This window comes from Clostridium nigeriense (assembly GCF_900086595.1).
In the GTDB taxonomy this organism is placed as follows: Bacteria; Bacillota; Clostridia; order Clostridiales; family Clostridiaceae; genus Clostridium; species Clostridium nigeriense.
Map to the genome: position 1 here is coordinate 2,044,011 of NZ_LT575472.1, position 23,537 is coordinate 2,067,547.

The 23,537-nt window shown below is 27.0% G+C and carries 26 protein-coding genes and 2 pseudogenes; all 28 read left to right on the top strand.

The window, feature by feature from the left end:
* Positions 1 to 109 precede the first annotated feature (109 nt).
* The 28 genes and pseudogenes from spoIIIAA (at position 110) to BN6774_RS09930 (ending at position 23,529) form a co-directional block, all read left to right on the top strand.
* The gene (gene spoIIIAA, locus BN6774_RS09795; protein ID WP_066896589.1) at positions 110 to 1,030 is read left to right on the top strand and encodes a stage III sporulation protein AA; all 921 of its coding nucleotides are present in this window, start codon (positions 110 to 112) and stop codon (positions 1,028 to 1,030) included.
* A complete protein-coding gene (gene spoIIIAB / locus BN6774_RS09800) occupies positions 1,018 to 1,536 on the top strand; it encodes a stage III sporulation protein SpoIIIAB (protein WP_066893110.1) in 519 nt (172 codons plus the stop codon). The genes spoIIIAA and spoIIIAB overlap by 13 nt, the downstream gene beginning before the upstream one ends.
* A gap of 14 nt (positions 1,537 to 1,550) precedes the next feature.
* A complete protein-coding gene (gene spoIIIAC, locus BN6774_RS09805) occupies positions 1,551 to 1,748 on the top strand; it encodes a stage III sporulation protein AC (RefSeq protein WP_066893112.1) in 198 nt (65 codons plus the stop codon).
* Between the two features lie 9 nt (positions 1,749 to 1,757).
* Entirely contained in the window at positions 1,758 to 2,141 is a 384-nt protein-coding gene (gene spoIIIAD / locus BN6774_RS09810; RefSeq protein ID WP_066893114.1) for a stage III sporulation protein AD, read from the top strand.
* 8 nt (positions 2,142 to 2,149) lie between these two features.
* Complete coding sequence (gene spoIIIAE, locus BN6774_RS09815; RefSeq protein WP_066893116.1) at positions 2,150 to 3,370, top strand: stage III sporulation protein AE; 1,221 nt, start codon at positions 2,150 to 2,152, stop codon at positions 3,368 to 3,370.
* Between the two features lie 4 nt (positions 3,371 to 3,374).
* Positions 3,375 to 3,956 carry a stage III sporulation protein AF gene (spoIIIAF, locus tag BN6774_RS09820; protein ID WP_066893118.1) on the top strand — a complete coding sequence of 194 codons (582 nt, stop codon included), beginning with the start codon at positions 3,375 to 3,377 and terminating at the stop codon, positions 3,954 to 3,956.
* A gap of 13 nt (positions 3,957 to 3,969) precedes the next feature.
* The gene (gene spoIIIAG / locus BN6774_RS09825) at positions 3,970 to 4,575 is read left to right on the top strand and encodes a stage III sporulation protein AG (protein ID WP_066893120.1); all 606 of its coding nucleotides are present in this window, start codon (positions 3,970 to 3,972) and stop codon (positions 4,573 to 4,575) included.
* A 39-nt stretch (positions 4,576 to 4,614) separates the two neighbouring features.
* On the top strand, positions 4,615 to 5,136 hold the full coding sequence (locus tag BN6774_RS09830; RefSeq protein ID WP_066893122.1) for a SpoIIIAH-like family protein: 522 nt from the start codon (positions 4,615 to 4,617) through the stop codon (positions 5,134 to 5,136).
* 80 nt (positions 5,137 to 5,216) lie between these two features.
* Positions 5,217 to 5,603, top strand: coding sequence for an Asp23/Gls24 family envelope stress response protein (locus tag BN6774_RS09835; protein WP_066893124.1), 387 nt, complete (start codon positions 5,217 to 5,219; stop codon positions 5,601 to 5,603).
* A 123-nt stretch (positions 5,604 to 5,726) separates the two neighbouring features.
* Positions 5,727 to 6,131: a transcription antitermination factor NusB gene (gene nusB / locus BN6774_RS09840; RefSeq protein WP_066893126.1), complete on the top strand. Its 405-nt coding sequence runs from the start codon at positions 5,727 to 5,729 to the stop codon at positions 6,129 to 6,131.
* Positions 6,132 to 6,153: 22 nt separating this feature from the next.
* Positions 6,154 to 7,017 (top strand): tetrahydrofolate dehydrogenase/cyclohydrolase catalytic domain-containing protein, encoded by an 864-nt coding sequence (locus BN6774_RS09845; protein ID WP_066893128.1) that lies wholly within the window; start codon positions 6,154 to 6,156, stop codon positions 7,015 to 7,017.
* Complete coding sequence (gene xseA, locus BN6774_RS09850; RefSeq protein WP_066893130.1) at positions 6,992 to 8,185, top strand: exodeoxyribonuclease VII large subunit; 1,194 nt, start codon at positions 6,992 to 6,994, stop codon at positions 8,183 to 8,185. Before BN6774_RS09845 ends, xseA begins: the two co-directional genes overlap by 26 nt.
* 32 nt (positions 8,186 to 8,217) lie before the next feature.
* Positions 8,218 to 8,430 (top strand): exodeoxyribonuclease VII small subunit, encoded by a 213-nt coding sequence (xseB, locus tag BN6774_RS09855; protein WP_066893132.1) that lies wholly within the window; start codon positions 8,218 to 8,220, stop codon positions 8,428 to 8,430.
* Positions 8,423 to 9,298: a polyprenyl synthetase family protein gene (locus tag BN6774_RS09860; protein WP_066893134.1), complete on the top strand. Its 876-nt coding sequence runs from the start codon at positions 8,423 to 8,425 to the stop codon at positions 9,296 to 9,298. Before xseB ends, BN6774_RS09860 begins: the two co-directional genes overlap by 8 nt.
* Positions 9,299 to 9,317: 19 nt before the next feature.
* Positions 9,318 to 11,177, top strand: coding sequence for a 1-deoxy-D-xylulose-5-phosphate synthase (dxs, locus tag BN6774_RS09865; protein ID WP_066893136.1), 1,860 nt, complete (start codon positions 9,318 to 9,320; stop codon positions 11,175 to 11,177).
* Between the two features lie 11 nt (positions 11,178 to 11,188).
* Positions 11,189 to 11,998, top strand: coding sequence for a TlyA family RNA methyltransferase (locus tag BN6774_RS09870; RefSeq protein WP_066893138.1), 810 nt, complete (start codon positions 11,189 to 11,191; stop codon positions 11,996 to 11,998).
* Between the two features lie 92 nt (positions 11,999 to 12,090).
* Positions 12,091 to 12,942 (top strand): NAD(+)/NADH kinase, encoded by an 852-nt coding sequence (locus BN6774_RS09875; RefSeq protein WP_106404271.1) that lies wholly within the window; start codon positions 12,091 to 12,093, stop codon positions 12,940 to 12,942.
* Between the two features lies 1 nt (position 12,943).
* A complete protein-coding gene (locus tag BN6774_RS09880; protein WP_066893140.1) occupies positions 12,944 to 13,393 on the top strand; it encodes an arginine repressor in 450 nt (149 codons plus the stop codon).
* A 17-nt stretch (positions 13,394 to 13,410) separates the two neighbouring features.
* Entirely contained in the window at positions 13,411 to 15,105 is a 1,695-nt protein-coding gene (gene recN / locus BN6774_RS09885) for a DNA repair protein RecN (protein ID WP_066893142.1), read from the top strand.
* 181 nt (positions 15,106 to 15,286) lie between these two features.
* Complete coding sequence (gene spoIVB, locus BN6774_RS09890; RefSeq protein ID WP_066893144.1) at positions 15,287 to 16,471, top strand: SpoIVB peptidase; 1,185 nt, start codon at positions 15,287 to 15,289, stop codon at positions 16,469 to 16,471.
* Between the two features lie 243 nt (positions 16,472 to 16,714).
* A pseudogene (gene spo0A, locus BN6774_RS09895) lies at positions 16,715 to 17,524 on the top strand (sporulation transcription factor Spo0A).
* Positions 17,525 to 17,693: 169 nt separating this feature from the next.
* The gene (locus BN6774_RS09900; protein WP_066893146.1) at positions 17,694 to 18,212 is read left to right on the top strand and encodes an NUDIX domain-containing protein; all 519 of its coding nucleotides are present in this window, start codon (positions 17,694 to 17,696) and stop codon (positions 18,210 to 18,212) included.
* A gap of 172 nt (positions 18,213 to 18,384) precedes the next feature.
* The gene (gene spoIIM / locus BN6774_RS09905; RefSeq protein ID WP_066893148.1) at positions 18,385 to 19,020 is read left to right on the top strand and encodes a stage II sporulation protein M; all 636 of its coding nucleotides are present in this window, start codon (positions 18,385 to 18,387) and stop codon (positions 19,018 to 19,020) included.
* Positions 19,021 to 19,091: 71 nt separating this feature from the next.
* A pseudogene (locus BN6774_RS09910) lies at positions 19,092 to 19,805 on the top strand (tyrosine-type recombinase/integrase); the annotation flags it as partial.
* A 223-nt stretch (positions 19,806 to 20,028) separates the two neighbouring features.
* Positions 20,029 to 20,547 carry an NUDIX domain-containing protein gene (locus tag BN6774_RS09915; protein ID WP_066893146.1) on the top strand — a complete coding sequence of 173 codons (519 nt, stop codon included), beginning with the start codon at positions 20,029 to 20,031 and terminating at the stop codon, positions 20,545 to 20,547.
* Between the two features lie 172 nt (positions 20,548 to 20,719).
* Positions 20,720 to 21,355 (top strand): stage II sporulation protein M, encoded by a 636-nt coding sequence (gene spoIIM / locus BN6774_RS09920; protein ID WP_066893148.1) that lies wholly within the window; start codon positions 20,720 to 20,722, stop codon positions 21,353 to 21,355.
* 71 nt (positions 21,356 to 21,426) lie between these two features.
* Positions 21,427 to 22,305, top strand: coding sequence for a tyrosine-type recombinase/integrase (locus tag BN6774_RS09925; RefSeq protein WP_066893150.1), 879 nt, complete (start codon positions 21,427 to 21,429; stop codon positions 22,303 to 22,305).
* A 54-nt stretch (positions 22,306 to 22,359) separates the two neighbouring features.
* The gene (locus BN6774_RS09930; RefSeq protein WP_066893152.1) at positions 22,360 to 23,529 is read left to right on the top strand and encodes a phosphopentomutase; all 1,170 of its coding nucleotides are present in this window, start codon (positions 22,360 to 22,362) and stop codon (positions 23,527 to 23,529) included.
* Positions 23,530 to 23,537 lie beyond the last annotated feature (8 nt).

Genomic DNA, 23,537 nt, shown 5'->3' on the forward strand with positions numbered 1-23,537 from the left:
TTTTTATAGTTATTTTTAAATATTTTACATATTTAATTATTAGTATGAATATTATTTGATAGATAGAAATAATCTTAAATATAACTATGGAAAAGGAAGTGAGAAGTTAATGAATGAGGATGAAATTTTAAGGGTATTACCAATAGATATAAGTAATGAAATTAAGAATTATTTAGCAAATGAATCTTTGCAAGAAATAAGGATAAAAGCAAATAAGCCTATAATAATCATTTTATCTAATAAAGAAACTATATTAAGAAGAGTAGCAACAGTAAATGATATAAAACAAATATTGGTAAGAATATCTAATTATTCTTTATATGCTTATGAAGAAGAATTAAAACAAGGATACATTACAATTAAGGGTGGACATAGAGTTGGTATAGCTGGGGAATGTGTAATATCAAAAGGTGAAGTTAGAACAATAAGGAATATATCTTCTATAAATATAAGAATATGTAGAGAAGTTAAGGGCTGTTCTAATGAAATTATGAAATATATAGTTTTTAATGATAAAGTTTATAATACTTTAATTATTTCTCCACCTAAGTGTGGAAAAACAACAATTTTAAGAGATATAGCTAGAAATATTTCAAATGGAATGCCAATTAATAATTTGGTAGGTAAAAAAGTATCTATAATTGATGAAAGAAGTGAAATAGCTTCATGCTTTAATGGAGTTCCTCAACTAGATGTTGGTCTTAGGAGTGATATCTTAGATAATTGTTTTAAAAAGGATGGAATGATAATGGCTATAAGGAGCTTATCACCAGAAATATTAGTTTGTGATGAAATTGGAACAAAGGGGGATATAGAGGCTCTTAATATGGCTTTTAATTCAGGAGTTAATATAATAATCACTATTCATGGATACAGTATAGAAGATGTTTATAAAAGGAAAGTACTTAATGATTTGCTAGAAAATTCTATTTTAGAAAGAATTGTTGTTTTAAGTAATAGAAAAGGACCAGGTACAATAGAAAATATATATTCCATAGGAACTGGGGGGGAATTTAAATGCTTAAAATAATATCAATTACAATAATATTTTTATCAAGTACCTATCTAGGATTTTACTATGGAGAAACATTTAAAAAAAGAACTAAACAGCTTAAATCTATATTAAAAGCAATTATGTTTTTAAATAATGAGGTTATGTATTCTAATACTCCTTTACCAGATGCTTTAAACTATGTGTCAATAAAGGTAGAAGATCCAGTAAGCAATATTTTATCAAGTGTTGGTTCAAAGCTTCGAAGTGGAAGTACAGAAAGTGTATATGAAGCTTTTAAAGATGAATATGTAAAGAAAAAATCAGGTTTTAATTTATGTGAAGAGGATAAAGTCATAATTAAAGATTTCCTAAAAGGATTAGGGGAGTCAGGAGTATATGGACAAGATAAGCTATTTAATTTAACTATTGAAAATATGAAGATTAACTGTAAATCAGCAGATGAATTAGCAAAGAAAAATTCAAAAATGTATAGAGCAATAGGTATATGTTTTGGTGCTATGATTGCAATTTTTTTATTTTAGTAGGAGGGGAATAAATGCTAGATATAAGTATTTTGTTTAAAATTGGGGCTATGGGAGTTTTACTAATAGTAATTGATAAGGTTTTAAAGGCTAGTGGAAAAGATGATGTTGCAGTAATTATAAATATTGCAGGAATAGTAATTATACTTATAACAGTTATTGGTTTAATCAGTAATTTGTTTAATACTGTTAGAACAATGTTTATGCTATAGGTGAAGGATATGGAAATTATAAAAATAGTAGCCTTTACTTTTGTAGCATTATTTATATATTTAATTTTCAAAGATAGAAGGAGTGACGTGGCAGTATTAATTTCATTAGCAGCTGGAGTTATACTTTTCTTATTAGTTATTTCAAGTTTAACAGATATAATATTTTTTATTAAAGAAATTTCTTCTAAGGCTAATATAGATACAGTTTATATTGGGGTTGTTTTAAAGATACTTGCCATATCCTATTTAGCAACATTTTGTAGTGAAATATGCAAGGATGCTGGAGCTTCAAGTATAGCAAGTAAAGTTGAGTTTTCAGCTAAGATATTAATTTTAACTTTAGCAATACCTATACTTATGGCTGTATTACAATCTATTTTGCAAATATTGTAGGTGTTTATATGTTTAAAAGATTATTAACTAAGAAACTTATAAAAATAATAACCATAGTAATTATTATTTTTATAGGTTATAGTTCTAAAAATGTACTAGCAAATGAAAATGACATAAATATTAATAATGAAATAACTGAAGCCGGAAGTATCCTTGAAAACCCAGAGGTAAATAATAAATTAAATTCTCTATACAGTTATATAAATAATGTAAAATCTGAAATTGAAATTTTAAATGATTTGGATCCGGTAGAATATATAAAAGGGTATATTAAAAATGGAGAAGGAAATTTATCATTAAAAACAATAAGTAATGCTATAGTAAGTTTCTTATTTAAAGAGGTGAAAACTGTACTTACTTTGTCAATTAGTATTATTATAATTGCCATTATGTGCTCTTTACTAAAAAATTTGCAATCAGCATTTTCTAATGAAGGGATTTCTAATATTGCTTTTTTTGCATGCTATGCAATTTTAATAATAATTTTATCTAAAAGCTTTATTGTATCTATTAATATAGCTCTAGATATTATTAAAGATTTATCAGACTTTATGGCAGCAATATTGCCTGTACTAGTAATAATGCTAGGTTCTATTGGAGGATTTACCCAAGCAGCAACTATGGATCCAATAATTATGGGAGCAACATTAATAATACCAAGAATTTATACAACTGTAATAATACCATTAATACTTATAACCTTTGTTTTAGAATTTACAAATAATATATCATCTGAACATAAAATAGGCAATTTGTGTAAGCTGACAAAACAAACAACTATATGGATACAGGGAATAATATTAACTGTATTTATAGGATTACTAACCGTAAGAGGGATAACTTCTTCAACTATAGATGCAGTTACTTTAAAAACAGCAAAGTTTGCAATTGATAATTTTATACCTATAGTAGGAAAAGCTTTTTCCGATGCTATTGCTTCTGTTGCAGGATATTCATTAGTAATAAAGAATGCTGTTAGTTCTATTGGGCTAATTGTTATTATCTTCATGATGATTTATCCAATAATTAAACTTATATTAATCTCATTTGTTTATAAGCTTACTGCAGCTGTTATAGAACCAATAAGCGATAAAAGAATAACTAGCTCTATTGCTTCAGCAGGGGATTCCTTAATATTACTAATGTCTTGTGTATTATCAGTAAGTTTAATGTTTTTTGTTTTGTTAGCTATAATGGCATCAGCTGGCAAATTTGTTATAGGGGGATAGATGGATGGATGAAATAAAAGGGTTTATTATAACCTTAGTAAGTATGCTTATTTTAATTACTGCAATAGAATTGATATCACCAGATAATAGTATGAAAAAATATTTGAAATTTGTTTTAGGTACAATTTTAATAGCAGTTATGATAAGTCCTATATTTTCATTTATTAGTAAAGGAGAAGATGGATTATCAAAAAAAGTGGAGGAATATATACAATTAGTAGATAATAAATCTTTTGAAGCAAATGAAGTATATAAGGAAAATACAAATGAAATTGCTTTTAGAGAAAACTTAGAAAAAAACTGTAACAGATTATTAAAGGAGAAATTTGAGAATTTAGAGTTTGAGTCAGCAATAGAATGTGAAGTTAATATGGGTAATATATCTTATTCAATCAATGGAATCAAAATTAAAGTTAAGGATAAAGGAGTTTCTAAAATAGAAAAAATAGTTATAAGTCGTGAAGAGAAAAGTACAGAAGTATCTTCGTCAAATGAAGAAGTAAGTAATCAAGAGGAAATTATAAATTATTTATCACAAACTTTTAATATAACTAAAGATAAGATAATGGTATATAAAATGAATTAATGGGAGTGAGAAAATGGGAAAAAGTAAAATTAAAGGTGATTTGGCAAATATAATTAATGATAAAAAGTTTTTAAACGTCGTAGTAATAGCACTAATATTAGCTTTTGTATTACTTGCCATAAGTTTTTTAAGTAACACAAGAAAAAAGAATGAAAAAGAGTCATTGAACTCTAATTTAGTAAGTTCAAGCAATTTAGAAGAAGAGGCTAAAACAACTGTAGATAATTATGAAGAAAATGAGAAGCAAGAGTTAACAAAGTTGTTAGGTAAAATAGAAAATGTTGGACAAGTAGAGGTTATGATTTATTTTAAAACTGGTGAAGTCAAGGTACCTGCAACAGAGAAAACTACCCAAGAAGCAGTAACAGAAGAAACAGATAGTCAAGGTGGTAAGAGAGCAACTACGCAACAAACAGGTGGAAGCAAGGTAGTAATGTCTGGCGATGGTAGCAAGAATGAGCCATATATACTACAAGTGAATAAGCCTGAGATAAATGGAGTTTTAATAGTAGCGGAGGGAGCTACTAGTGCTAAAGTTAAGTATGATATACAAGTTGCAGTATCTACATTATATGGCATTTCAATAGATAAGGTTAATGTATATCCTATGAAATATTAGCATATAAATAATATGAAAAATAGATGGAGGGAAGTTTAAATGACAAAAAAACAATTTGGTATTATTTTCACACTTATGGCTCTTATAGTGTGCGTAGGAGTTATAGCAGCCAGGATAAATAAAACTGGTTTAAATGATCCAACAGATTTTAGCCAAGTAATATCACAACAAGGAACAGATAATGAAAAAGATAAAGATGAAGAAACTTTAGGAAGTCAAGAGTATTTTTATGCTCTAAGAAGTGAAAAAGATAAAAAGGATGCAGTTACCATACAACAATTAACTGAACTTATAGCTAACGAGCAAACATCTCAAGAAGAAAAGGATTTAGCATCAAATGAATTAAGAGTTAAGACTATGCTAAAGGATAAAGAAGGAAGTGTGGAAGTAAGTATAAAAAATAAAGGATTTGAAGATGTATTATGTTCAATAGAGGGAGATAATAATGTAAGAGTAGTTGTAAAAGCAGAGGAACTAACAGAAGCAGATACAGTTTCAATTCAAGAAATAGTAGAAAATGTAACTGGTATAAGTGATGTAATTATTGAACCAAAGAAATAATTCGTTGTAATATAAACTTAGCTTTGATATAATTAACATATGAAAGAGTTTTGAATTCAAAACGCTTAGGAGGTAATCAAATGGATAATAAGAATTACGAAGAAAATTTAGGCATAGTAAAAATTTCTGATGAAGTTGTAAGTGTAATAGCTGGAATAGCTGCAGAAGAAATAAATGGAGTAGAGGATCTACAACATCTAGTAGGTAATAACATATCACAATTGTTAAAGGGTAAGAAAAACGCTGGCAAAAACGTTAGAGTAACATTAAATGAAGATTATGCAATAATAGAGTTAAATCTAGCAGTTGAGTATGGTGTTAAGATACCTGAAGTTGTAAATGCTGTTCAAGAAAATGTTAAGAAAACTGTTGAAACTATGACAGGGTTAAATGTAACTGCAGTTAATATTAATGTTCAAAGCATTTATGTTCCAAAAACTGAAAAAGAAGAAAATAAAGAAAATTAATCTCACCCTCTGATTTTTCAGAGGGTGTTTTTCTTGTGCTTTAAATAATTTTGTTGTAGTATATTTATGATTAGAAAGTTATATAAGGTTAATAATATTATTAACAATACTTAGGAGGATATTATGAATAGAAAAAGATCGAGAGAAATAGCAATGGAATTACTATTTGGGATGACTTTAAGCAAAAACACATTAGAGGAAACAATTGAAACTTTTCTAGAAGATTATGAAATGAAATTAAACACTATAGATTTAGAATACATAAAAAAAATTCTTAATAAACTAGAAGAAAATAAAGTAGTAATTGATACTAAAATAGAAGAAGCTTTAACTAATTGGAAGATAGATAGAGTTTCGAAAGTAAATTTATCAATATTAAGGCTTGCAATAGGAGAGATGCTATATATAGATGATGTTCCAGAGAAAGTTGCTATTAACGAAGCTATTGAAATGACTAAAAAGTATTCTGATGAAAAGAGTGTTTCTTTTATAAATGGAGTACTAGATAAAGCATTTAAAAATTTATAATGAAAATGGGGGCTGTTTTATAATGGGGAAGATAATAGATGGTAAAATGATTTCTCAAGATATAAAAGATGAGATAAAAAATTTTGTGGAAAATAGAAAAAATAGAGGTCTTAGAGCTCCTAAAATAGTTTCACTTTTAGTTGGGAATGATGGAGGATCAATTTATTATATAAACAGTCAAGAGAAGTTAGCTACTTCTCTTGGGGTTAGTTTTAATAAATTATTATTAGATGAAAAAATAAAAGAAGATAAACTTATAAACTTAATAGAAGATTTAAACAGAGATAAAAATGTTGATGGAATAATAGTTCAGCTTCCTTTACCTAATGGTTTAAATGAAAAGAAAATAATAAATACTATTTCGCCAAGTAAAGATATAGACTGCTTAACCTTTAATAATCAAGGAAAGCTTTATTGTGGAGATAAAGTATTTTTACCTTGCACACCAAATTCAGTAATAACATTATTAGAAAGATATAATATTGAATTAGAAGGTAAAAATGTAGTGGTTGTTGGAAGAAGTAATATTGTAGGCAAACCAGTAGCGCAGCTATTACTTAATAAAAATGCAACTGTAACTATATGTCATTCTAAAACAAAGAACTTAAAAGATATATGTAAAAATGCAGATATACTAGTAGTAGCAATTGGAAAAGCAAAATATATTAATAAGGAATATGTGAATAAAGATTCTATAATATTAGATGTAGGTACATCTTCATATAATGGAAAAATTACTGGTGATGTTGATTTTGATAATGTTATCAATGAAATAAAAATGATAACCCCAGTTCCAGGAGGAGTTGGAGCCTTAACTACTACTTTATTAATTAGGAATTCATGTGAGGCGTTAGAATACAATGAGAATGAAAACTTTAACAGTTAGTGAGGTTAATAATTATATAAAAAAAATATTAGATAATGATTTTATACTAAATAATTTAATAGCAAGAGGAGAAATATCTAACCTAAAGTATCATAGTAGTGGACATATATATTTTTCCTTAAAGGATTCAGTAAGCAAAATCAATTGTGTAATGTTTAAAAATAGTAGCATGGGTCTTGATTTTAAATTAGAAGATGGTATGCAAGTTATAGCTAATGCAAGATGTTCTATTTATCAAGGAACAGGTGCTCTTCAACTATATGTAGAGAAATTACAAAAAGAGGGACTTGGAGAACTTCATATTAAATTTGAAGAACTTAAGAAGAAACTACAAGAGGAAGGTTATTTTAATGAGGAACATAAAAAATCCATTCCTAAAATGCCTAAAAGAATAGGAGTAGTAACATCAGAAACTGGAGCAGTAATTAGAGATATAATAAATGTAACTAGAAGAAGAACTTCGTTAGTAGATATTGTATTATATCCAGCCTTAGTTCAAGGAGAAGGAGCTTACAAATCTATAATAAAAGGAATTAAATATTTCAATGAAAAAAAGAATGTGGATACAATTATTATAGGTAGAGGTGGTGGTTCTTTAGAAGAGTTATGGAATTTTAATGAAGAAGAACTAGCAATAGAAATATTTAAGTCTAAAATACCTATTATATCTGCAGTTGGACACGAAGTTGATTTTACAATTTCAGATTTTGTTAGTGATTATAGGGCTTCAACACCATCTCAAGCAGCAGAAATAGCAGTTCCCTTGGAAAGTGATATAATAAATACAATAAAGGATTACGAAAGTAAAATTAATAAAATAATTTTAGATACAATAAAATACGAAAAAGGAAGGCTAGATAATTATAAAAGATTACTATACTCAAATAGTCCTGAAGTTATTTTATCTAATTCTTATATAGAAATAGATAGAGTCTATGAAAGGATAAGTAATATATTTATAAATAGGATGGAAAAAGAAAAAATAAGAATTAAATCATTAAATGATTTAATTGAAGCACATAATCCAATTAATGTACTTAAGAAGGGATTTACAATTGTTGAAGATACAAATAATAATATAATATCTTCTAAAAAACAATTAGAAGGTATTGAGGAAATTAATATAATATTTAATGATGGAAAAGTTAAGACTAAAATTTTAAAATAAAATTTCAAAAAGTAAAAGGGAGTAGAAAGTTTATGGCTAAAAAAGAATCCTATGAAGATATGATGCTTAATCTTCAAGATATTTTAAGTAAGATGGAAAATAATGAACTTCCGCTTGAAGAATTAATGAAAGAATATGAAAATGGAGTAAAGCTAATAAATAAATTATATAAAACTATAAATTCTTTAGAGGGTAAATTAACTGTAATTAAAGAAAATATGGAAATGGAGCTAAAGAATGAGTAATAAAATTAATTATTATAGGGATTATATAAATAATTATTTAAATTTGTATTTTAAGGGCAAAGGAAGTTATAATAGAATTATATATGATTCAGCAAGCTATAGTATTAATATAGGGGGAAAAAGAATTAGACCTATATTATTTTTATTAACTTATGGATTATATAAAGATAATTATGAAGACGTAATAGAAATGGCCTCAGCAATAGAAATGATTCATACTTATTCACTTGTTCATGATGATCTGCCATGTATGGATAATGATGATTTAAGAAGAGGAATGCCAACTAATCATAAAAAGTTTGGGGAAAGTATAGCTGTTTTAGCGGGAGATATGCTATTAAATGAGGCAATGAGTATGCTTATGAAGTTTTCTATAAAAAATGGTGATAAAGCTTTACTAGCTTCAAAAGAAATAGCAGAAGCAGCTGGACCGGAAGGTATGATTGGTGGTCAGATAGTAGATATTATCAATGAAAACAAACAAATATCAAAAGATGAGCTTATTTATATGCATAATAAGAAAACTGGTGAACTTATACGAGTATCTATAGTAGCAGCAGCTATATTAGCAAATGCTCCTAAAGAAGATATAAAGATACTAAATGATTTTGGTTTAAAACTTGGGTTAGCCTTTCAAATAAAAGATGATATTTTAGATATTGTTGGAGATGTTTCGAAACTTGGTAAAAATACAAAAAGCGATGAAAATAATCATAAATCAAACTTTATATCCTTATTTGGATTAGAGTATTGTGAAAATGAATGTATAAAATTAACAAAAGAATGTGTTGAATTGCTGAAGGGCCTTTCTGTAAATGCTATAGAATTAGAAGATTTAACTTTAGAGTTATTAAATAGGGAATTTTAATAGAAAGAAAGGTTTAATTATGGGTAGAATATTAGATAAAATTACCTCTCCTGAAGGAGTAAAAGAGTTAACTAATGTTGAATTAGAAGTTTTAGCTAATGAAATAAGAGAATTCTTAATAGATAGTGTATCTAAAACAGGAGGACATTTAGCTTCTAATTTAGGCGTAGTAGAACTTACTATAAGCTTATTTAAGAGCTTTAATTTAGAAAAAGATAAAATAGTATGGGATGTTGGACATCAATGTTATGTTCATAAAATATTGACAGGTAGAAAAGAACAATTTGATAAATTGCGACAATACAATGGATTAAGCGGGTTCCCTAAAAGGTGTGAAAGTAAATATGATGCCTTTGATACAGGGCATAGTAGTACTTCTATATCTGCGGCTTTAGGAATGGCGAGAGCTAGAGATATTAAAAAAGAAAAAAATGAAGTTATAGCAGTTATAGGTGACGGTGCCTTAACTGGAGGGATGGCTTTAGAAGCTTTAAATGATGTTGGATTTAATAAAACAAAAATGATAGTTATTTTGAATGATAATCAAATGTCTATTTCACCTAATGTTGGTGGTTTATCAATGCATTTAAATAAATTAAGAATGGAACCGAAATATAATAAACTAAAGTCAAATATAAATGAAACTTTAAAAACATCAAAAACAGGAGAAAAGGTAGCAAGTTGCATATCAAGATTTAAGGATAGTTTAAAGCAATTTATTGTTCCTTCCATGCTTTTTGAAGATATGGGTTTGAAATATATAGGTCCTATAAATGGACATGACATAGAAACTTTAACAGAAGTGCTTGAAATGGCAAAAAATATTGAGGATCCTGTAATAATTCATGTTGTTACAAATAAGGGAAAAGGCTATGAACTTGCTGAGAAGAATCCTAATAAATATCATGGTGTAAGCCCATTTGATTTAGAAAGTGGAGAAACTAATATACCTAGTAAGCGAACTTATTCTAAAGCCTTTGGAGATGCAATGATTGAATTAGCTAAAGAGGATGAAAAGATAGTAGCTATTACAGCAGCAATGCCTGATGGAACAGGACTTAAAGATTTTGCTAAAGAGTATCCTAATAGATTTTTTGATGTTGGAATAGCAGAGGGGCATGCTACTACATTAGCAGCAGGTTTTGCAGCAGCAAATCTAAAGCCTGTTTTTGCAGTATATTCAACATTTTTACAAAGGGCTTTCGATCAAGTGATTCATGATGTATGTATTCAAAACATGCCAGTGGTATTTGCAATAGATAGAGCTGGATTAGTTGGAGAAGATGGAGAAACTCATCAAGGAATTTTTGATTTATCTTACCTTTCAGAAATTCCCAATATGACTGTGTTAGCACCTAAGCATTTAGATGAAGTTAAGGTAATGCTAAAATGGGCTTTAGATCATAATGGTCCCGTTGCTATAAGATATCCAAGAGGAGCTGATATTTGTAAGGAAATTATTCCACTTAATACAGTTGAATTCGGGAAATGGGAAAAGATAGTATTAGGAGAAAAAGTGGCAATTGTAGCTGTAGGAAAGATGTTGCAACATGCTTTGTTAGCAAGAGAAATATTAATAAACAAAGGTATTAATCCAATGATAATTAATGCTACTTTTGTGAAACCTTTAGATGACGGTATGTTAATGGAATTAATAAAAGATAATTATAATATTGTAACTATTGAAGATAACATGATTAATGGAGGCTTTGGCAGTTATGTATTAATGAAATTAAGCGAGTTAGGCTTTAAAAAGAAATTTAAAGCTTTAGGATTTAATAATACATTTGTTCCTCAGGGAGATGTGAAGATATTATATAAAGAAAATAATTTAGATCCAGAAGGAATTGCAGAATCTATTATAGAACTTAATGAATAAAGGAGATAAAAATGTCTGGAAAAAAAGAAAGACTTGATATACTTTTAGTTGAAAAGGGAATATTTACTTCAAGAGAAAGAGCAAAGACAAACATTATGGCAGGAAAAATATTTGTTGATGGGCAAAGAGTGGATAAAGCTGGAGAAAAAGTTAATGTAGATGCAGATATCATTTTCAAAGGCCAAGAAATGCCATATGTAAGTAGAGGTGGACTAAAGCTTGAGAAAGCAATGAAGGAGTTTAATTTATCTTTAAATAATAAAGTATGTATGGATATAGGGGCTTCAACAGGTGGATTTACGGATTGTATGTTGCAAAATGGAGCTGTTAAGGTTTTTTCTGTTGATGTAGGATATGGACAGTTTGCATGGAAGCTAAGAACAGATCCTAGGGTAGTTTGCATGGAGCGAACTAATATTAGGTATGTAACCCCAGAAGATATAGGAGAAAAATTAGATTTTGCATCGATTGATGTTTCCTTTATTTCATTAAAGAAAATTATGCCTGCAACATTAAATTTATTAAGTGACATTGGAGAAGTGGTTGCGCTGATAAAACCTCAGTTTGAAGCAGGGAAGGAAAAGGTTGGCAAAAAAGGTGTTGTTAGAGATATAAATGTTCATAAAGAGGTCGTGATGGGCATTGTTGAATATTTACAAAGTGAAAATTTAAATATTCTATCTTTAAGTTATTCACCTATTAAAGGACCAGAAGGAAATATAGAGTATTTAGTATATTTTAGTAAAGATAAAAATAAAGAAAGTACTTTTAATGTAGAAGATGTAGAAAAGGTCGTAAATGAATCTCATGATTTATTATAATGTTTAAAGTTAATTTTATTAAAGACTTCTTGATTAAGCTTGAAGTCTTTAATAAAATATATGGCTATAAGTACACTATGGGGGGCATTATTGTGAAAAAGGTTGCAATTGCAATTAATCTATCAAAAGATAAAAATAAAGAATTGGCTTTAATAGTAGAAAAAAAGCTATATGAATATTTCGACAATGTAGAGATAATTATGCTTAATAGTTATGATATAATAAATTATAAGTTTAAGGAATTACTTGATCTTATAATAGTCTTAGGCGGAGATGGAACTATATTAAGTGTAGCTAGAGGTATTAATGGGAAATTAGATGTTCCTATTCTAGGAATAAACATAGGGAATTTAGGATTTTTATCAAGTATTGAATTTTCAGATATAGATAAAGCTTTTAAGAAACTAAAGGATGGAAATTATTCTTCTGAAAAGAGAATGTTATTAACTTGCAATTTACCTTTAGAAAAGAAGATTAATGAATCATTAGCATTAAATGATATAGTAATTGCTAGAGGCAGCTTGTCTAGAATGATAAAATTTGAAATATTTATTGATGGAAAAAGGTATTATAATTTTAAAGGAGATGGATTAATTATTGCAACTCCTACAGGATCTACTGCATATTCATTTTCAGCTGGAGGACCATTTGTTTATCCTACTGTTGATGCAATTACATTGACACCAATATGTGCCCATACTACAGGTGTTCAACCTATCGTACTAAATAGTAATAGTAATATTCAAGTTAAAATAGTAAATAATAATGAGGAATTTAATATTATTTTTGATGGTCAAAAAACAGTTACTCATAATGAAGAAGCTATAATAAATATAAAAAAAGCAAAAGAGTATGCTAAGATAATTTTGTTTGATGATTATGATTATTTTAAAGTATTACGGGCAAAGATTATAAATAATTGGAAAGATTGTGAAGGTGATTAATTTGAAGTCAAGAAGGCATAATAAGATACTAGAGATAATTAGTGAAAAAGATGTAGAAACACAAGAAGAGCTAGCAGAGGAACTTAAAAGAGCTGGATTTGATGTTACTCAGGCTACAGTATCAAGAGATATAAAAATACTAAAGCTTATAAAAATGCAAGGTGTTTCAGGAAATTATAAATATGCAGCTTCTTCTAAAGAAACTAAAGATATAAATGATAAATTATCAAGTATATTAATAAATGCAGCAGTATCAGTAGAAAATGTTGATAATTTTGTTGTTGTAAAAACTTTGACTGGTTCAGCAATGGCTGTAGCTGAAGCTATTGATACTTTGTTTGACACTGAAGTTGCAGGTACCATTGCAGGTGATAATACTATATTTATTTTGGCTAGAAGCTTAGATAAGGCTGAAGATTTAGTTGAAAAAGTTAGAAGAATGATATTATAAATTAAAGGTGATATTAAATGTTATTACAATTAAATATTAAGAATTTTGCTCTAATTAGAGAATTATGTGTTGAGTTTGGAAAAGGATTTAATATTTTATCAGGAGAAACTGGAGCCGGTAAATCTATATTAATAGATACTATAGATTATGTTTTAGGTGGAAAGTTTTCTAAAGAATTAATAAGATATGGTGAGAATAAAACCTTTGTTGAAGCAGTTTTTTCAATAGACAATCCTGAATTAGTTAATATTTTAAATGAATTAGATATTGAAGATGAAATTTTGATAATTTCTAGAGAAACAACTTTATTAGGTAAAAGTATAATAAAGGTAAATGGGAAGTCGGTAGTTTTATCATATTTAAAGAAAATAAGAGAAAAATTATTAGACATACATGGTCAACATCAAAATCAAAATTTATTAAATAAGGCCTTTCATATAATTTATTTAGATGATTACATAGGAGAAGAAATTTTATCCTATTTAAATACATATGAAGACTTGAGAAAAGAACAAAATTTAATTGTTGAAAAAATTAATGAATTAAATGGAAATACTGATAGGGAGAAACTTTTAGATTATATAAAGTTTCAAATAGATGATATTGAAAAAGCTAATCTTAAAGTAAATGAAGAGGAAGATTTAAAGGATGAGTTTAACTTACTTTCTAATGCAGAAAAAATTTCTTTAGCTCTAAGTAAGAGTTATTCTATATTAGATAGTCCATCGGAAGGAGTTTCAGTAATAGAAGGTCTTTCTAAGGTAGTAAATGAGCTTTCCTTAGTTGAAAAACATTTCGAAAAAATAAAAGATAAAAGAGAAAGAATAGAAGATTCTCTATATATTTTAGAAGATATCTCAAGAGAAATAAGAGATATATCTTCTGAAATTTATTTTGATGAATTTGAACTTGAAAAAATAAATTCAAGAATATATGAAATTAGTTTATATAAGAAAAAATATGGAGAGTCTATTGATGATATTTTAAATTATTTAAAAAATTTAAAAGTGCAATATGATGAGTTAGTTAATTCTGAAGAAATAATTAATGAGTTAAATTCAAAGAAAATTAAAATAGAAGAAGAAATGAAAAATATATGTGAAGTAATGCATAATATTAGAAAATCATATGCAATAAGTCTTGAAAAAGAAATTAAAGAAGAATTGAATTATATTGGAATGGAAAAGTCAGAAATAAAAATAGAAATAGAAAAAAGTAATAATTTTAATTCTAGAGGCTTAGATGATGTTATTTTCTTAATTTCAACAAACCCAGGAGAACCATTAAAAGTTTTAGAAAAAGTAGTTTCTGGTGGTGAACTTTCAAGAATTATGCTTGCTATGAAATGTGTATTTGTGGACAAAGATCAAATACCTACTTTAATCTTTGATGAAATAGACACAGGAATTAGTGGAACTATTGCAAAGCGAGTTGGAGAAAAAATGTATGAAGTATCAGCAAAACATCAAGTTTTATGTATTACACATTTACCACAAATAGCGGCTTTATCTGATTGTCATTATTTTGTTTCTAAAAAGGTTGAGGATGGAAAGACCTTTACAGAGATTAGAACTTTAGATAAATACGAAAAAATTAAGGAAATTGCAAAAATGACTAGTGGAGATGAAGTGAGTGATGTAACTTTAGAAAATGCATCAGAAATGGTTGCTTTTGCAGAAATTAAAAAGAAAGAAATATTAAAAGACTTATAGTATAAATACATAAGTATATAAAATTTTGAACAAACTAAAATCATGGTTATTTGCCATGATTTTAGTTTTTTATTTTTTAAAGTTATATCTTTAAAATTTTTAACGATTTTAACAATCTTAATACAGCATATATGAATGGACATGAGGGAAAGTTAAATACAGAAGCAAAGGAGGAGATAATATGAAAAAGGAAAAATTTAAATATATAGTTATGATAATAACTCCAATGTTGATTCTGAGTTTATTTACTTATTTCTATCTGTTTAATGTGCCAGAAAAAATATATGTAAATGAAGATGCTCATGATATTAAGGTTTCAAATAATATATTTATAAAAGATAGCAAAATAATAAAAGATAAACTAGAACTAAAATTATTAGGATTAATTCCTATAAAATCAGTATCAGTATCTAAAATAAAAGATTTAGAGGTTTATCCAGGAGGAGTAAATGTTGGTATAAAAATTTCAACAAAGGGTGTTTTAGTAGTTGGTCATTCTGATATTGAATCTCTAGAAGGAAAGGTTGAAAGCCCAGCTAAGACTTCAGGAATAGAATTAGGAGATATAATTACAAAACTTGATGGAAAAGAAATAGAAAACTCTACAGATTTATCTAAAAAAATAAGAGATTTAGAAAAAAATAAAGTGTCCATAGAATATATGAGAAATGGTATCAATGAAATAAAAGATGTGAAATTAGAAAAAGAAAATAATGAGTACAAATTAGGTCTCTGGGTTAGAGATTCTACAGCAGGAATAGGAACATTAACATTTTATGATAAAAATACTAACTTATTTGGTGCTTTAGGTCATCCAATAACAGATGGTGATACTAATAGACCATTTATAATAAAAGAAGGAAATTTACTAAATTCATCAATAATAAGTGTAAGAAAGGGAGAGAAAGGATCTCCAGGAGAATTAAAAGGATTATTCGTAAATGAAAGAGAAAGTATTGGAAATATTGATAAAAATACTGAAGCAGGTATTTTTGGTAATGGGTCTAATAAGCTAATAAATCCTATATTTAATGAGCCATTAAAAGTAGGATTTAGAAGTGAAATAAAAGAAGGGCCAGCTAAAATAATTACTACTATCGATGAAGAGGGACCAAAAGCTTATGATATTGAAATAATTAAGCTTCTACCTCAAGAAGAGCCAGGCGCTAAAAGTATGGTAATAAAAGTAGTAGATGAAGAATTATTAGAAAAAACAGGCGGAATAGTTCAAGGAATGAGTGGTAGTCCAATAATCCAAAATAATAAAATTATCGGTGCTGTAACTCATGTTTTAATAAATAAGCCTGATGTGGGATATGGAATATATATTGAATGGATGTTAAAGGATGCAGGTATAATAGAGTAAAATTATAATTACATATTATTAATTTCAATATGTAATTTGAGTATAAAATTTTGAAAAAATTGTAAAAAAACTATTTTATTTAAATAATTTGTGATATAATGATAGCATATCCAAGATAAAGGATAAGTTATTTAATAGTATGTCTATAAATAATATTTATAGAAGATTTATAAAGATAAAAATTTAAAGAACTATTAATTACTCATTTTATGTGGAGTATTCGGGAAGATGGGGGAGAAAAGTATGAATGATTCAAAAATATCAGTTTTAATAGCTGATGATAACAAGGAGTTTTGCAGTATCTTAAATGATTATTTATTAAATCAAAGGGATATTATAGTTACTGCAGTAGCTAAAGATGGAAGGGAAGCTTTAGCTTTAATTGAAGAAAAACAACCAGATTTAGTGGTATTAGATATAATTATGCCACATTTAGACGGCTTAGGAGTGCTAGAGAAGTTAAATTCTATGCATTTAGAAAAAATGCCAAGAATAATAGTACTTTCTGCAGTAGGTCAAGATAAAATAACCCAAAAAGCTATTACCCTTGGAGCTGATTACTATGTAGTTAAACCTTTTGATATGGATGTTTTTACAAAGAGGATTAGAGAGTTATTTAATAACAATTCTAATGAAACTGTAAAGAAACAATCTAATACAGTTTTAGAAAATGAAATGAAACCAGTATCAAAGGGACCGATTGATTTAGAAACAGAAATAACTAATATAATTCATGAAATAGGTGTTCCGGCTCATATTAAGGGATATATGTATTTAAGAGAAGCAATAACAATGGTGGTAAACGATATGGAGCTATTATCAGCTGTTACTAAGGAACTATATCCTTAAATAGCGAAAAAGTATAATACAACTGCTTCAAGAGTTGAAAGAGCGATAAGGCATGCAATAGAAGTTGCTTGGGGTAGAGGACAAGTAGATGCTATTAATAAGCTGTTTGGATACACAATCCACAATGAAAAGGGTAAACCAACTAATAGTGAATTTATTGCTATAATTGCTGATAAACTAAGACTTAAGAATAAAGTAAGTTAATTATTAAAATAGTTTTGCATTGATAAAAGAATAAAATTATTGTATTATAAATATAATAATTTATATAAAATACTAAATTAAATTTGCATAACAAAATAATTCCTAAAAACACTTTTAGTTAAGATTTTATCTTAATTAAGAGTGTTTTTATAAATTAAAGGGAGAGAATATGGATTTAAAAGAAAAAATATTAAATGAAAAATTAATATATGAAGGAAATTTTATAGATATATTAAATGTTGATGTTATATTACCAAATGGAAAAGGCACATCAAGAGATGTGGTAAAACATCCTGGGGCCACTGCAATAATTGCTTTTTTAGATGAAGACAATATAATTTTAGTTGAACAATTTAGATTACCATTAAATAGAAATTTATTAGAGATTCCTGCAGGTAAGCTTAATAAAAATGAAGAGCCTATAGCATGTGCAAAAAGAGAATTGCAAGAAGAAACTGGATATATAGCAAATAACTTAGAATATCTAGGATGTATTGCTACGGCACCAGGATTTTGTGATGAAATAATATATTTATATAAGGCTACGAACCTAACGTTAGGAAATAAAGATGAAGATGATGATGAATTTACTAATGTCAAAATTATTAATATAAATAAAGTTAAGGAAATGATAAAAAAAGGTGAAATTATTGATGGGAAAACTATAAGTATTTTTACATATTTATAATTTTATATTTAAATTTTAAGTGGATATGTGTAATTTGAAATAATCCTTAGTTTATATAAGGAATTATTAAAATTATATATATGCACTTTTTTTATTTACATATATTCAATTATGAATATTATAATAAATTCTTTCATATTATGTTTTATAGCAACTTTCTAGGGGGAGTATTATGAATTTTGTAGAGAAGATGAACTCTAATTTTAAAGAAAATAAAATATTTTATTTAATGGTGTTAACATTTTTCTTTGTTGGTATATTACTAGGGGCATATACCATAAAATATATGGATGGAGTAGATGCAAAGGATTTATCTGACTATTTCACAGGGTTTATTAAAAGTATTAATAACCAAGAAGTAAAAACTAATGAATTACTTTTGAGTATTATAAAAAATAATATTTTAACTATTATACTTATAATAGCACTGGGGTTTACTGTTTTTGGGGCACCTTTAATATTAATAATTGATTTAATAAAAGGATTTACCTTAGGATATACCTTTAGTTTTTTATTGACTACTTTCGAGGGAAAGGGAATTTGGATCGCGCTAACTTCTACAGTTCCACAAAATTTACTTTATGTTCCTTTTTTTGTGGGGATAAGTATAATCTCACTAGAGTTATCATCAGCAAAAATAAAAGAAAGATTCTTTGGTGGTGTAAGGTTTAGTAAGAACATTTTTAATGGATTAATTATGAAATTATCTTTTTTCTTTATATTATTTATAGTAGGAGTTTTAATTGAGTGCTATTTAAGTCCAGGATTAATAAGATTGGTAGTTACTAATGTTTATAAAATAACCTAATCTAATGAAAATAAAGAAGGGATTATAAGATTTTTGTCGAATAAAATATATATTAGGATAGGGGAAGTATTATGAAAGAAATTGTGAATAATTATAAGGAAGCTTTATTAAAGAGTCATAAAAGTGAAAATACTGTTTATGCTTATGTAACGGATGTTAATTTATATGTTAAATATTTAAACAGTAAGGATATAACAATAGAGAAAACCGACAATTTATCAGTTTTAGGATATATACAACATTTACTTAGTCAAGGTAAATCTGAACGATCTATAAATAGGATAGTAATAAGCCTAAGAAGTTTTTATAATTATTTAAAAGATCAAGAAGTTGTTAAAGAAATTCCTAAAATTTACTATAAAAATACAACCACTACTAGAAAATTGCCTGAAATTTTGACTATTGATGAAGTAGACAGAATAATTAAAATTGTAGATAAAGACTGTAATAAAGGAATTAGAGATAATGCGCTTTTAGAACTAATGTATGCAACAGGAATGAAAGTTTCTGAAATTATAAACTTAAAAGTTCATGATGTTAATTTAGAATTAAGTTTTGTAAAATGTTTAGATAATAAGCGTTTTGAAAGACTTATTCCAATTGGAAGAAGTGCTGTAGAAGCTATAAAAGAATATTTTAAAATTAGAGATAGAATTGCTTGCGCAGGAGTAGAAAATTTATTTGTAAATTTAAATGGTAATCAGTTGACTAGACAAGGTGTTTGGAGAATTGTTAAAGAGTATTCACATAAAGCAGGAATNGAAAAGGGTAAACCAACTAATAGTGAATTTATTGCTATAATTGCTGATAAACTAAGACTTAAGAATAAAGTAAGTTAATTATTAAAATAGTTTTGCATTGATAAAAGAATAAAATTATTGTATTATAAATATAATAATTTATATAAAATACTAAATTAAATTTGCATAACAAAATAATTCCTAAAAACACTTTTAGTTAAGATTTTATCTTAATTAAGAGTGTTTTTATAAATTAAAGGGAGAGAATATGGATTTAAAAGAAAAAATATTAAATGAAAAATTAATATATGAAGGAAATTTTATAGATATATTAAATGTTGATGTTATATTACCAAATGGAAAAGGCACATCAAGAGATGTGGTAAAACATCCTGGGGCCACTGCAATAATTGCTTTTTTAGATGAAGACAATATAATTTTAGTTGAACAATTTAGATTACCATTAAATAGAAATTTATTAGAGATTCCTGCAGGTAAGCTTAATAAAAATGAAGAGCCTATAGCATGTGCAAAAAGAGAATTGCAAGAAGAAACTGGATATATAGCAAATAACTTAGAATATCTAGGATGTATTGCTACGGCACCAGGATTTTGTGATGAAATAATATATTTATATAAGGCTACGAACCTAACGTTAGGAAATAAAGATGAAGATGATGATGAATTTACTAATGTCAAAATTATTAATATAAATAAAGTTAAGGAAATGATAAAAAAAGGTGAAATTATTGATGGGAAAACTATAAGTATTTTTACATATTTATAATTTTATATTTAAATTTTAAGTGGATATGTGTAATTTGAAATAATCCTTAGTTTATATAAGGAATTATTAAAATTATATATATGCACTTTTTTTATTTACATATATTCAATTATGAATATTATAATAAATTCTTTCATATTATGTTTTATAGCAACTTTCTAGGGGGAGTATTATGAATTTTGTAGAGAAGATGAACTCTAATTTTAAAGAAAATAAAATATTTTATTTAATGGTGTTAACATTTTTCTTTGTTGGTATATTACTAGGGGCATATACCATAAAATATATGGATGGAGTAGATGCAAAGGATTTATCTGACTATTTCACAGGGTTTATTAAAAGTATTAATAACCAAGAAGTAAAAACTAATGAATTACTTTTGAGTATTATAAAAAATAATATTTTAACTATTATACTTATAATAGCACTGGGGTTTACTGTTTTTGGGGCACCTTTAATATTAATAATTGATTTAATAAAAGGATTTACCTTAGGATATACCTTTAGTTTTTTATTGACTACTTTCGAGGGAAAGGGAATTTGGATCGCGCTAACTTCTACAGTTCCACAAAATTTACTTTATGTTCCTTTTTTTGTGGGGATAAGTATAATCTCACTAGAGTTATCATCAGCAAAAATAAAAGAAAGATTCTTTGGTGGTGTAAGGTTTAGTAAGAACATTTTTAATGGATTAATTATGAAATTATCTTTTTTCTTTATATTATTTATAGTAGGAGTTTTAATTGAGTGCTATTTAAGTCCAGGATTAATAAGATTGGTAGTTACTAATGTTTATAAAATAACCTAATCTAATGAAAATAAAGAAGGGATTATAAGATTTTTGTCGAATAAAATATATATTAGGATAGGGGAAGTATTATGAAAGAAATTGTGAATAATTATAAGGAAGCTTTATTAAAGAGTCATAAAAGTGAAAATACTGTTTATGCTTATGTAACGGATGTTAATTTATATGTTAAATATTTAAACAGTAAGGATATAACAATAGAGAAAACCGACAATTTATCAGTTTTAGGATATATACAACATTTACTTAGTCAAGGTAAATCTGAACGATCTATAAATAGGATAGTAATAAGCCTAAGAAGTTTTTATAATTATTTAAAAGATCAAGAAGTTGTTAAAGAAATTCCTAAAATTTACTATAAAAATACAACCACTACTAGAAAATTGCCTGAAATTTTGACTATTGATGAAGTAGACAGAATAATTAAAATTGTAGATAAAGACTGTAATAAAGGAATTAGAGATAATGCGCTTTTAGAACTAATGTATGCAACAGGAATGAAAGTTTCTGAAATTATAAACTTAAAAGTTCATGATGTTAATTTAGAATTAAGTTTTGTAAAATGTTTAGATAATAAGCGTTTTGAAAGACTTATTCCAATTGGAAGAAGTGCTGTAGAAGCTATAAAAGAATATTTTAAAATTAGAGATAGAATTGCTTGCGCAGGAGTAGAAAATTTATTTGTAAATTTAAATGGTAATCAGTTGACTAGACAAGGTGTTTGGAGAATTGTTAAAGAGTATTCACATAAAGCAGGAATAAAGAAGGAAGTCAATTTAAATACATTTAGACATTCTTTTGCAGTACATTTATTACAAAATGGAGCAAATGTACGAGCAGTACAAAAACTTTTAGGAAATCAAGTGCTAACTTATATGGACACATATTATGAAATAATAAATAACGATAAAATAAATATCGTTTATAAAAACTCCCATCCTAGAGCATAATAAGATCATAGAATAGATAATTCTAGGCTTTATAGTTTGAAAGGAGTAGGTAAAATGAAAAGAGTAATTTTAATAGTTATGGATAGTCTAGGAGTAGGTGAACTACCAGATTCAAACCTTTATGGAGATGTTGGTAGTCATACTTTAGACAACACTTATAAAGCCTGTGGGGGACTTAAGATAGATAATCTTGAAAAATTAGGATTTGGGAATATTGAAGGGGTTAAATATTTAAATAAAGTAAGTGATAATATTGGAGCTTATGGAAAACTTGCAGAAAAATCAAAAGGAAAAGATACAGTAACAGGACATTGGGAAATTGGAGGTGTAATTCTTGATACTCCATTAAATACTTATCCAAATGGATTTTCGGAAGAAATAATAAATGAATTCTTACAAAAAGTAAATAAAAAAGGAGTATTAGGTAATTGTGTTGCATCTGGTACAGAGATCATTGAAAGACTTGGAGATGAACATGTGAAAACCGGTTATCCAATAGTATACACTTCTGCAGATAGCGTTTTTCAGATAGCAGCACATGAAGAGGTAATTCCTCTAGATGAACTATACAATATGTGTAAAGTAGCAAGAGAAATGCTTATAGGGGAAAATGTAGTAGGAAGAGTTATTGCAAGACCATTTATGGGGGAAAATGGTAAATATAAAAGAACTTCAAATAGAAGAGATTATGCCTTAGATCCATTCTCAAAAACAATGCTTGAGTACTTAAAAGAAGACGGAAAAGAAGTAGCAGCAGTAGGAAAGATAGAAGATATATATAATAAAAAGGGCGTCACTAAAGCAGTCCATACAAAGGATAATATGGATGGTGTTGATGCTACTTTAAAATATATGGATGAGGTAAAAGAAGGGTTAATATTTACTAATTTAGTTGATTTCGATATGTTATATGGACATAGAAATGATCCTAAAGGATATGGTAAGGCAATTGAAGATTTAGATAATAGATTAGAAGAAATTTATAATAAAATGACAGAAGATGATATTTTAATGTTAACTGCTGATCATGGTTGTGATCCAACTACTGAAAGTACTGATCACTCAAGAGAATATATACCTCTATTAGTATACGGTAATAAAATTAATCCTATTAACATAGGAACTAGAGAAAGCTTTACTGATATAAGTAAGACTATTTTAGAATATTTTAATATTGAAAATAATATTGATGGGAAAAGCTTTTTAAACAAAATACTAAAATAATAGGAGGT

What these genes read in the sequence shown, in the direction of transcription:
- spoIIIAA (WP_066896589.1), top strand. Translation starts at nt 110, where the DNA reads ATGAATGAGGATGAAATTTTAAGGGTATTACCAATAGATATAAGTAAT.
- spoIIIAB (WP_066893110.1), top strand. Translation starts at nt 1,018, where the DNA reads ATGCTTAAAATAATATCAATTACAATAATATTTTTATCAAGTACCTAT.
- spoIIIAC (WP_066893112.1), top strand. Translation starts at nt 1,551, where the DNA reads ATGCTAGATATAAGTATTTTGTTTAAAATTGGGGCTATGGGAGTTTTA.
- spoIIIAD (WP_066893114.1), top strand. Translation starts at nt 1,758, where the DNA reads ATGGAAATTATAAAAATAGTAGCCTTTACTTTTGTAGCATTATTTATA.
- spoIIIAE (WP_066893116.1), top strand. Translation starts at nt 2,150, where the DNA reads ATGTTTAAAAGATTATTAACTAAGAAACTTATAAAAATAATAACCATA.
- spoIIIAF (WP_066893118.1), top strand. Translation starts at nt 3,375, where the DNA reads ATGGATGAAATAAAAGGGTTTATTATAACCTTAGTAAGTATGCTTATT.
- spoIIIAG (WP_066893120.1), top strand. Translation starts at nt 3,970, where the DNA reads ATGGGAAAAAGTAAAATTAAAGGTGATTTGGCAAATATAATTAATGAT.
- BN6774_RS09830 (WP_066893122.1), top strand. Translation starts at nt 4,615, where the DNA reads ATGACAAAAAAACAATTTGGTATTATTTTCACACTTATGGCTCTTATA.
- BN6774_RS09835 (WP_066893124.1), top strand. Translation starts at nt 5,217, where the DNA reads ATGGATAATAAGAATTACGAAGAAAATTTAGGCATAGTAAAAATTTCT.
- nusB (WP_066893126.1), top strand. Translation starts at nt 5,727, where the DNA reads ATGAATAGAAAAAGATCGAGAGAAATAGCAATGGAATTACTATTTGGG.
- BN6774_RS09845 (WP_066893128.1), top strand. Translation starts at nt 6,154, where the DNA reads ATGGGGAAGATAATAGATGGTAAAATGATTTCTCAAGATATAAAAGAT.
- xseA (WP_066893130.1), top strand. Translation starts at nt 6,992, where the DNA reads ATGAGAATGAAAACTTTAACAGTTAGTGAGGTTAATAATTATATAAAA.
- xseB (WP_066893132.1), top strand. Translation starts at nt 8,218, where the DNA reads ATGGCTAAAAAAGAATCCTATGAAGATATGATGCTTAATCTTCAAGAT.
- BN6774_RS09860 (WP_066893134.1), top strand. Translation starts at nt 8,423, where the DNA reads ATGAGTAATAAAATTAATTATTATAGGGATTATATAAATAATTATTTA.
- dxs (WP_066893136.1), top strand. Translation starts at nt 9,318, where the DNA reads ATGGGTAGAATATTAGATAAAATTACCTCTCCTGAAGGAGTAAAAGAG.
- BN6774_RS09870 (WP_066893138.1), top strand. Translation starts at nt 11,189, where the DNA reads ATGTCTGGAAAAAAAGAAAGACTTGATATACTTTTAGTTGAAAAGGGA.
- recN (WP_066893142.1), top strand. Translation starts at nt 13,411, where the DNA reads ATGTTATTACAATTAAATATTAAGAATTTTGCTCTAATTAGAGAATTA.
- spoIVB (WP_066893144.1), top strand. Translation starts at nt 15,287, where the DNA reads ATGAAAAAGGAAAAATTTAAATATATAGTTATGATAATAACTCCAATG.
- BN6774_RS09900 (WP_066893146.1), top strand. Translation starts at nt 17,694, where the DNA reads ATGGATTTAAAAGAAAAAATATTAAATGAAAAATTAATATATGAAGGA.
- spoIIM (WP_066893148.1), top strand. Translation starts at nt 18,385, where the DNA reads ATGAATTTTGTAGAGAAGATGAACTCTAATTTTAAAGAAAATAAAATA.
- BN6774_RS09915 (WP_066893146.1), top strand. Translation starts at nt 20,029, where the DNA reads ATGGATTTAAAAGAAAAAATATTAAATGAAAAATTAATATATGAAGGA.
- spoIIM (WP_066893148.1), top strand. Translation starts at nt 20,720, where the DNA reads ATGAATTTTGTAGAGAAGATGAACTCTAATTTTAAAGAAAATAAAATA.
- BN6774_RS09925 (WP_066893150.1), top strand. Translation starts at nt 21,427, where the DNA reads ATGAAAGAAATTGTGAATAATTATAAGGAAGCTTTATTAAAGAGTCAT.
- BN6774_RS09930 (WP_066893152.1), top strand. Translation starts at nt 22,360, where the DNA reads ATGAAAAGAGTAATTTTAATAGTTATGGATAGTCTAGGAGTAGGTGAA.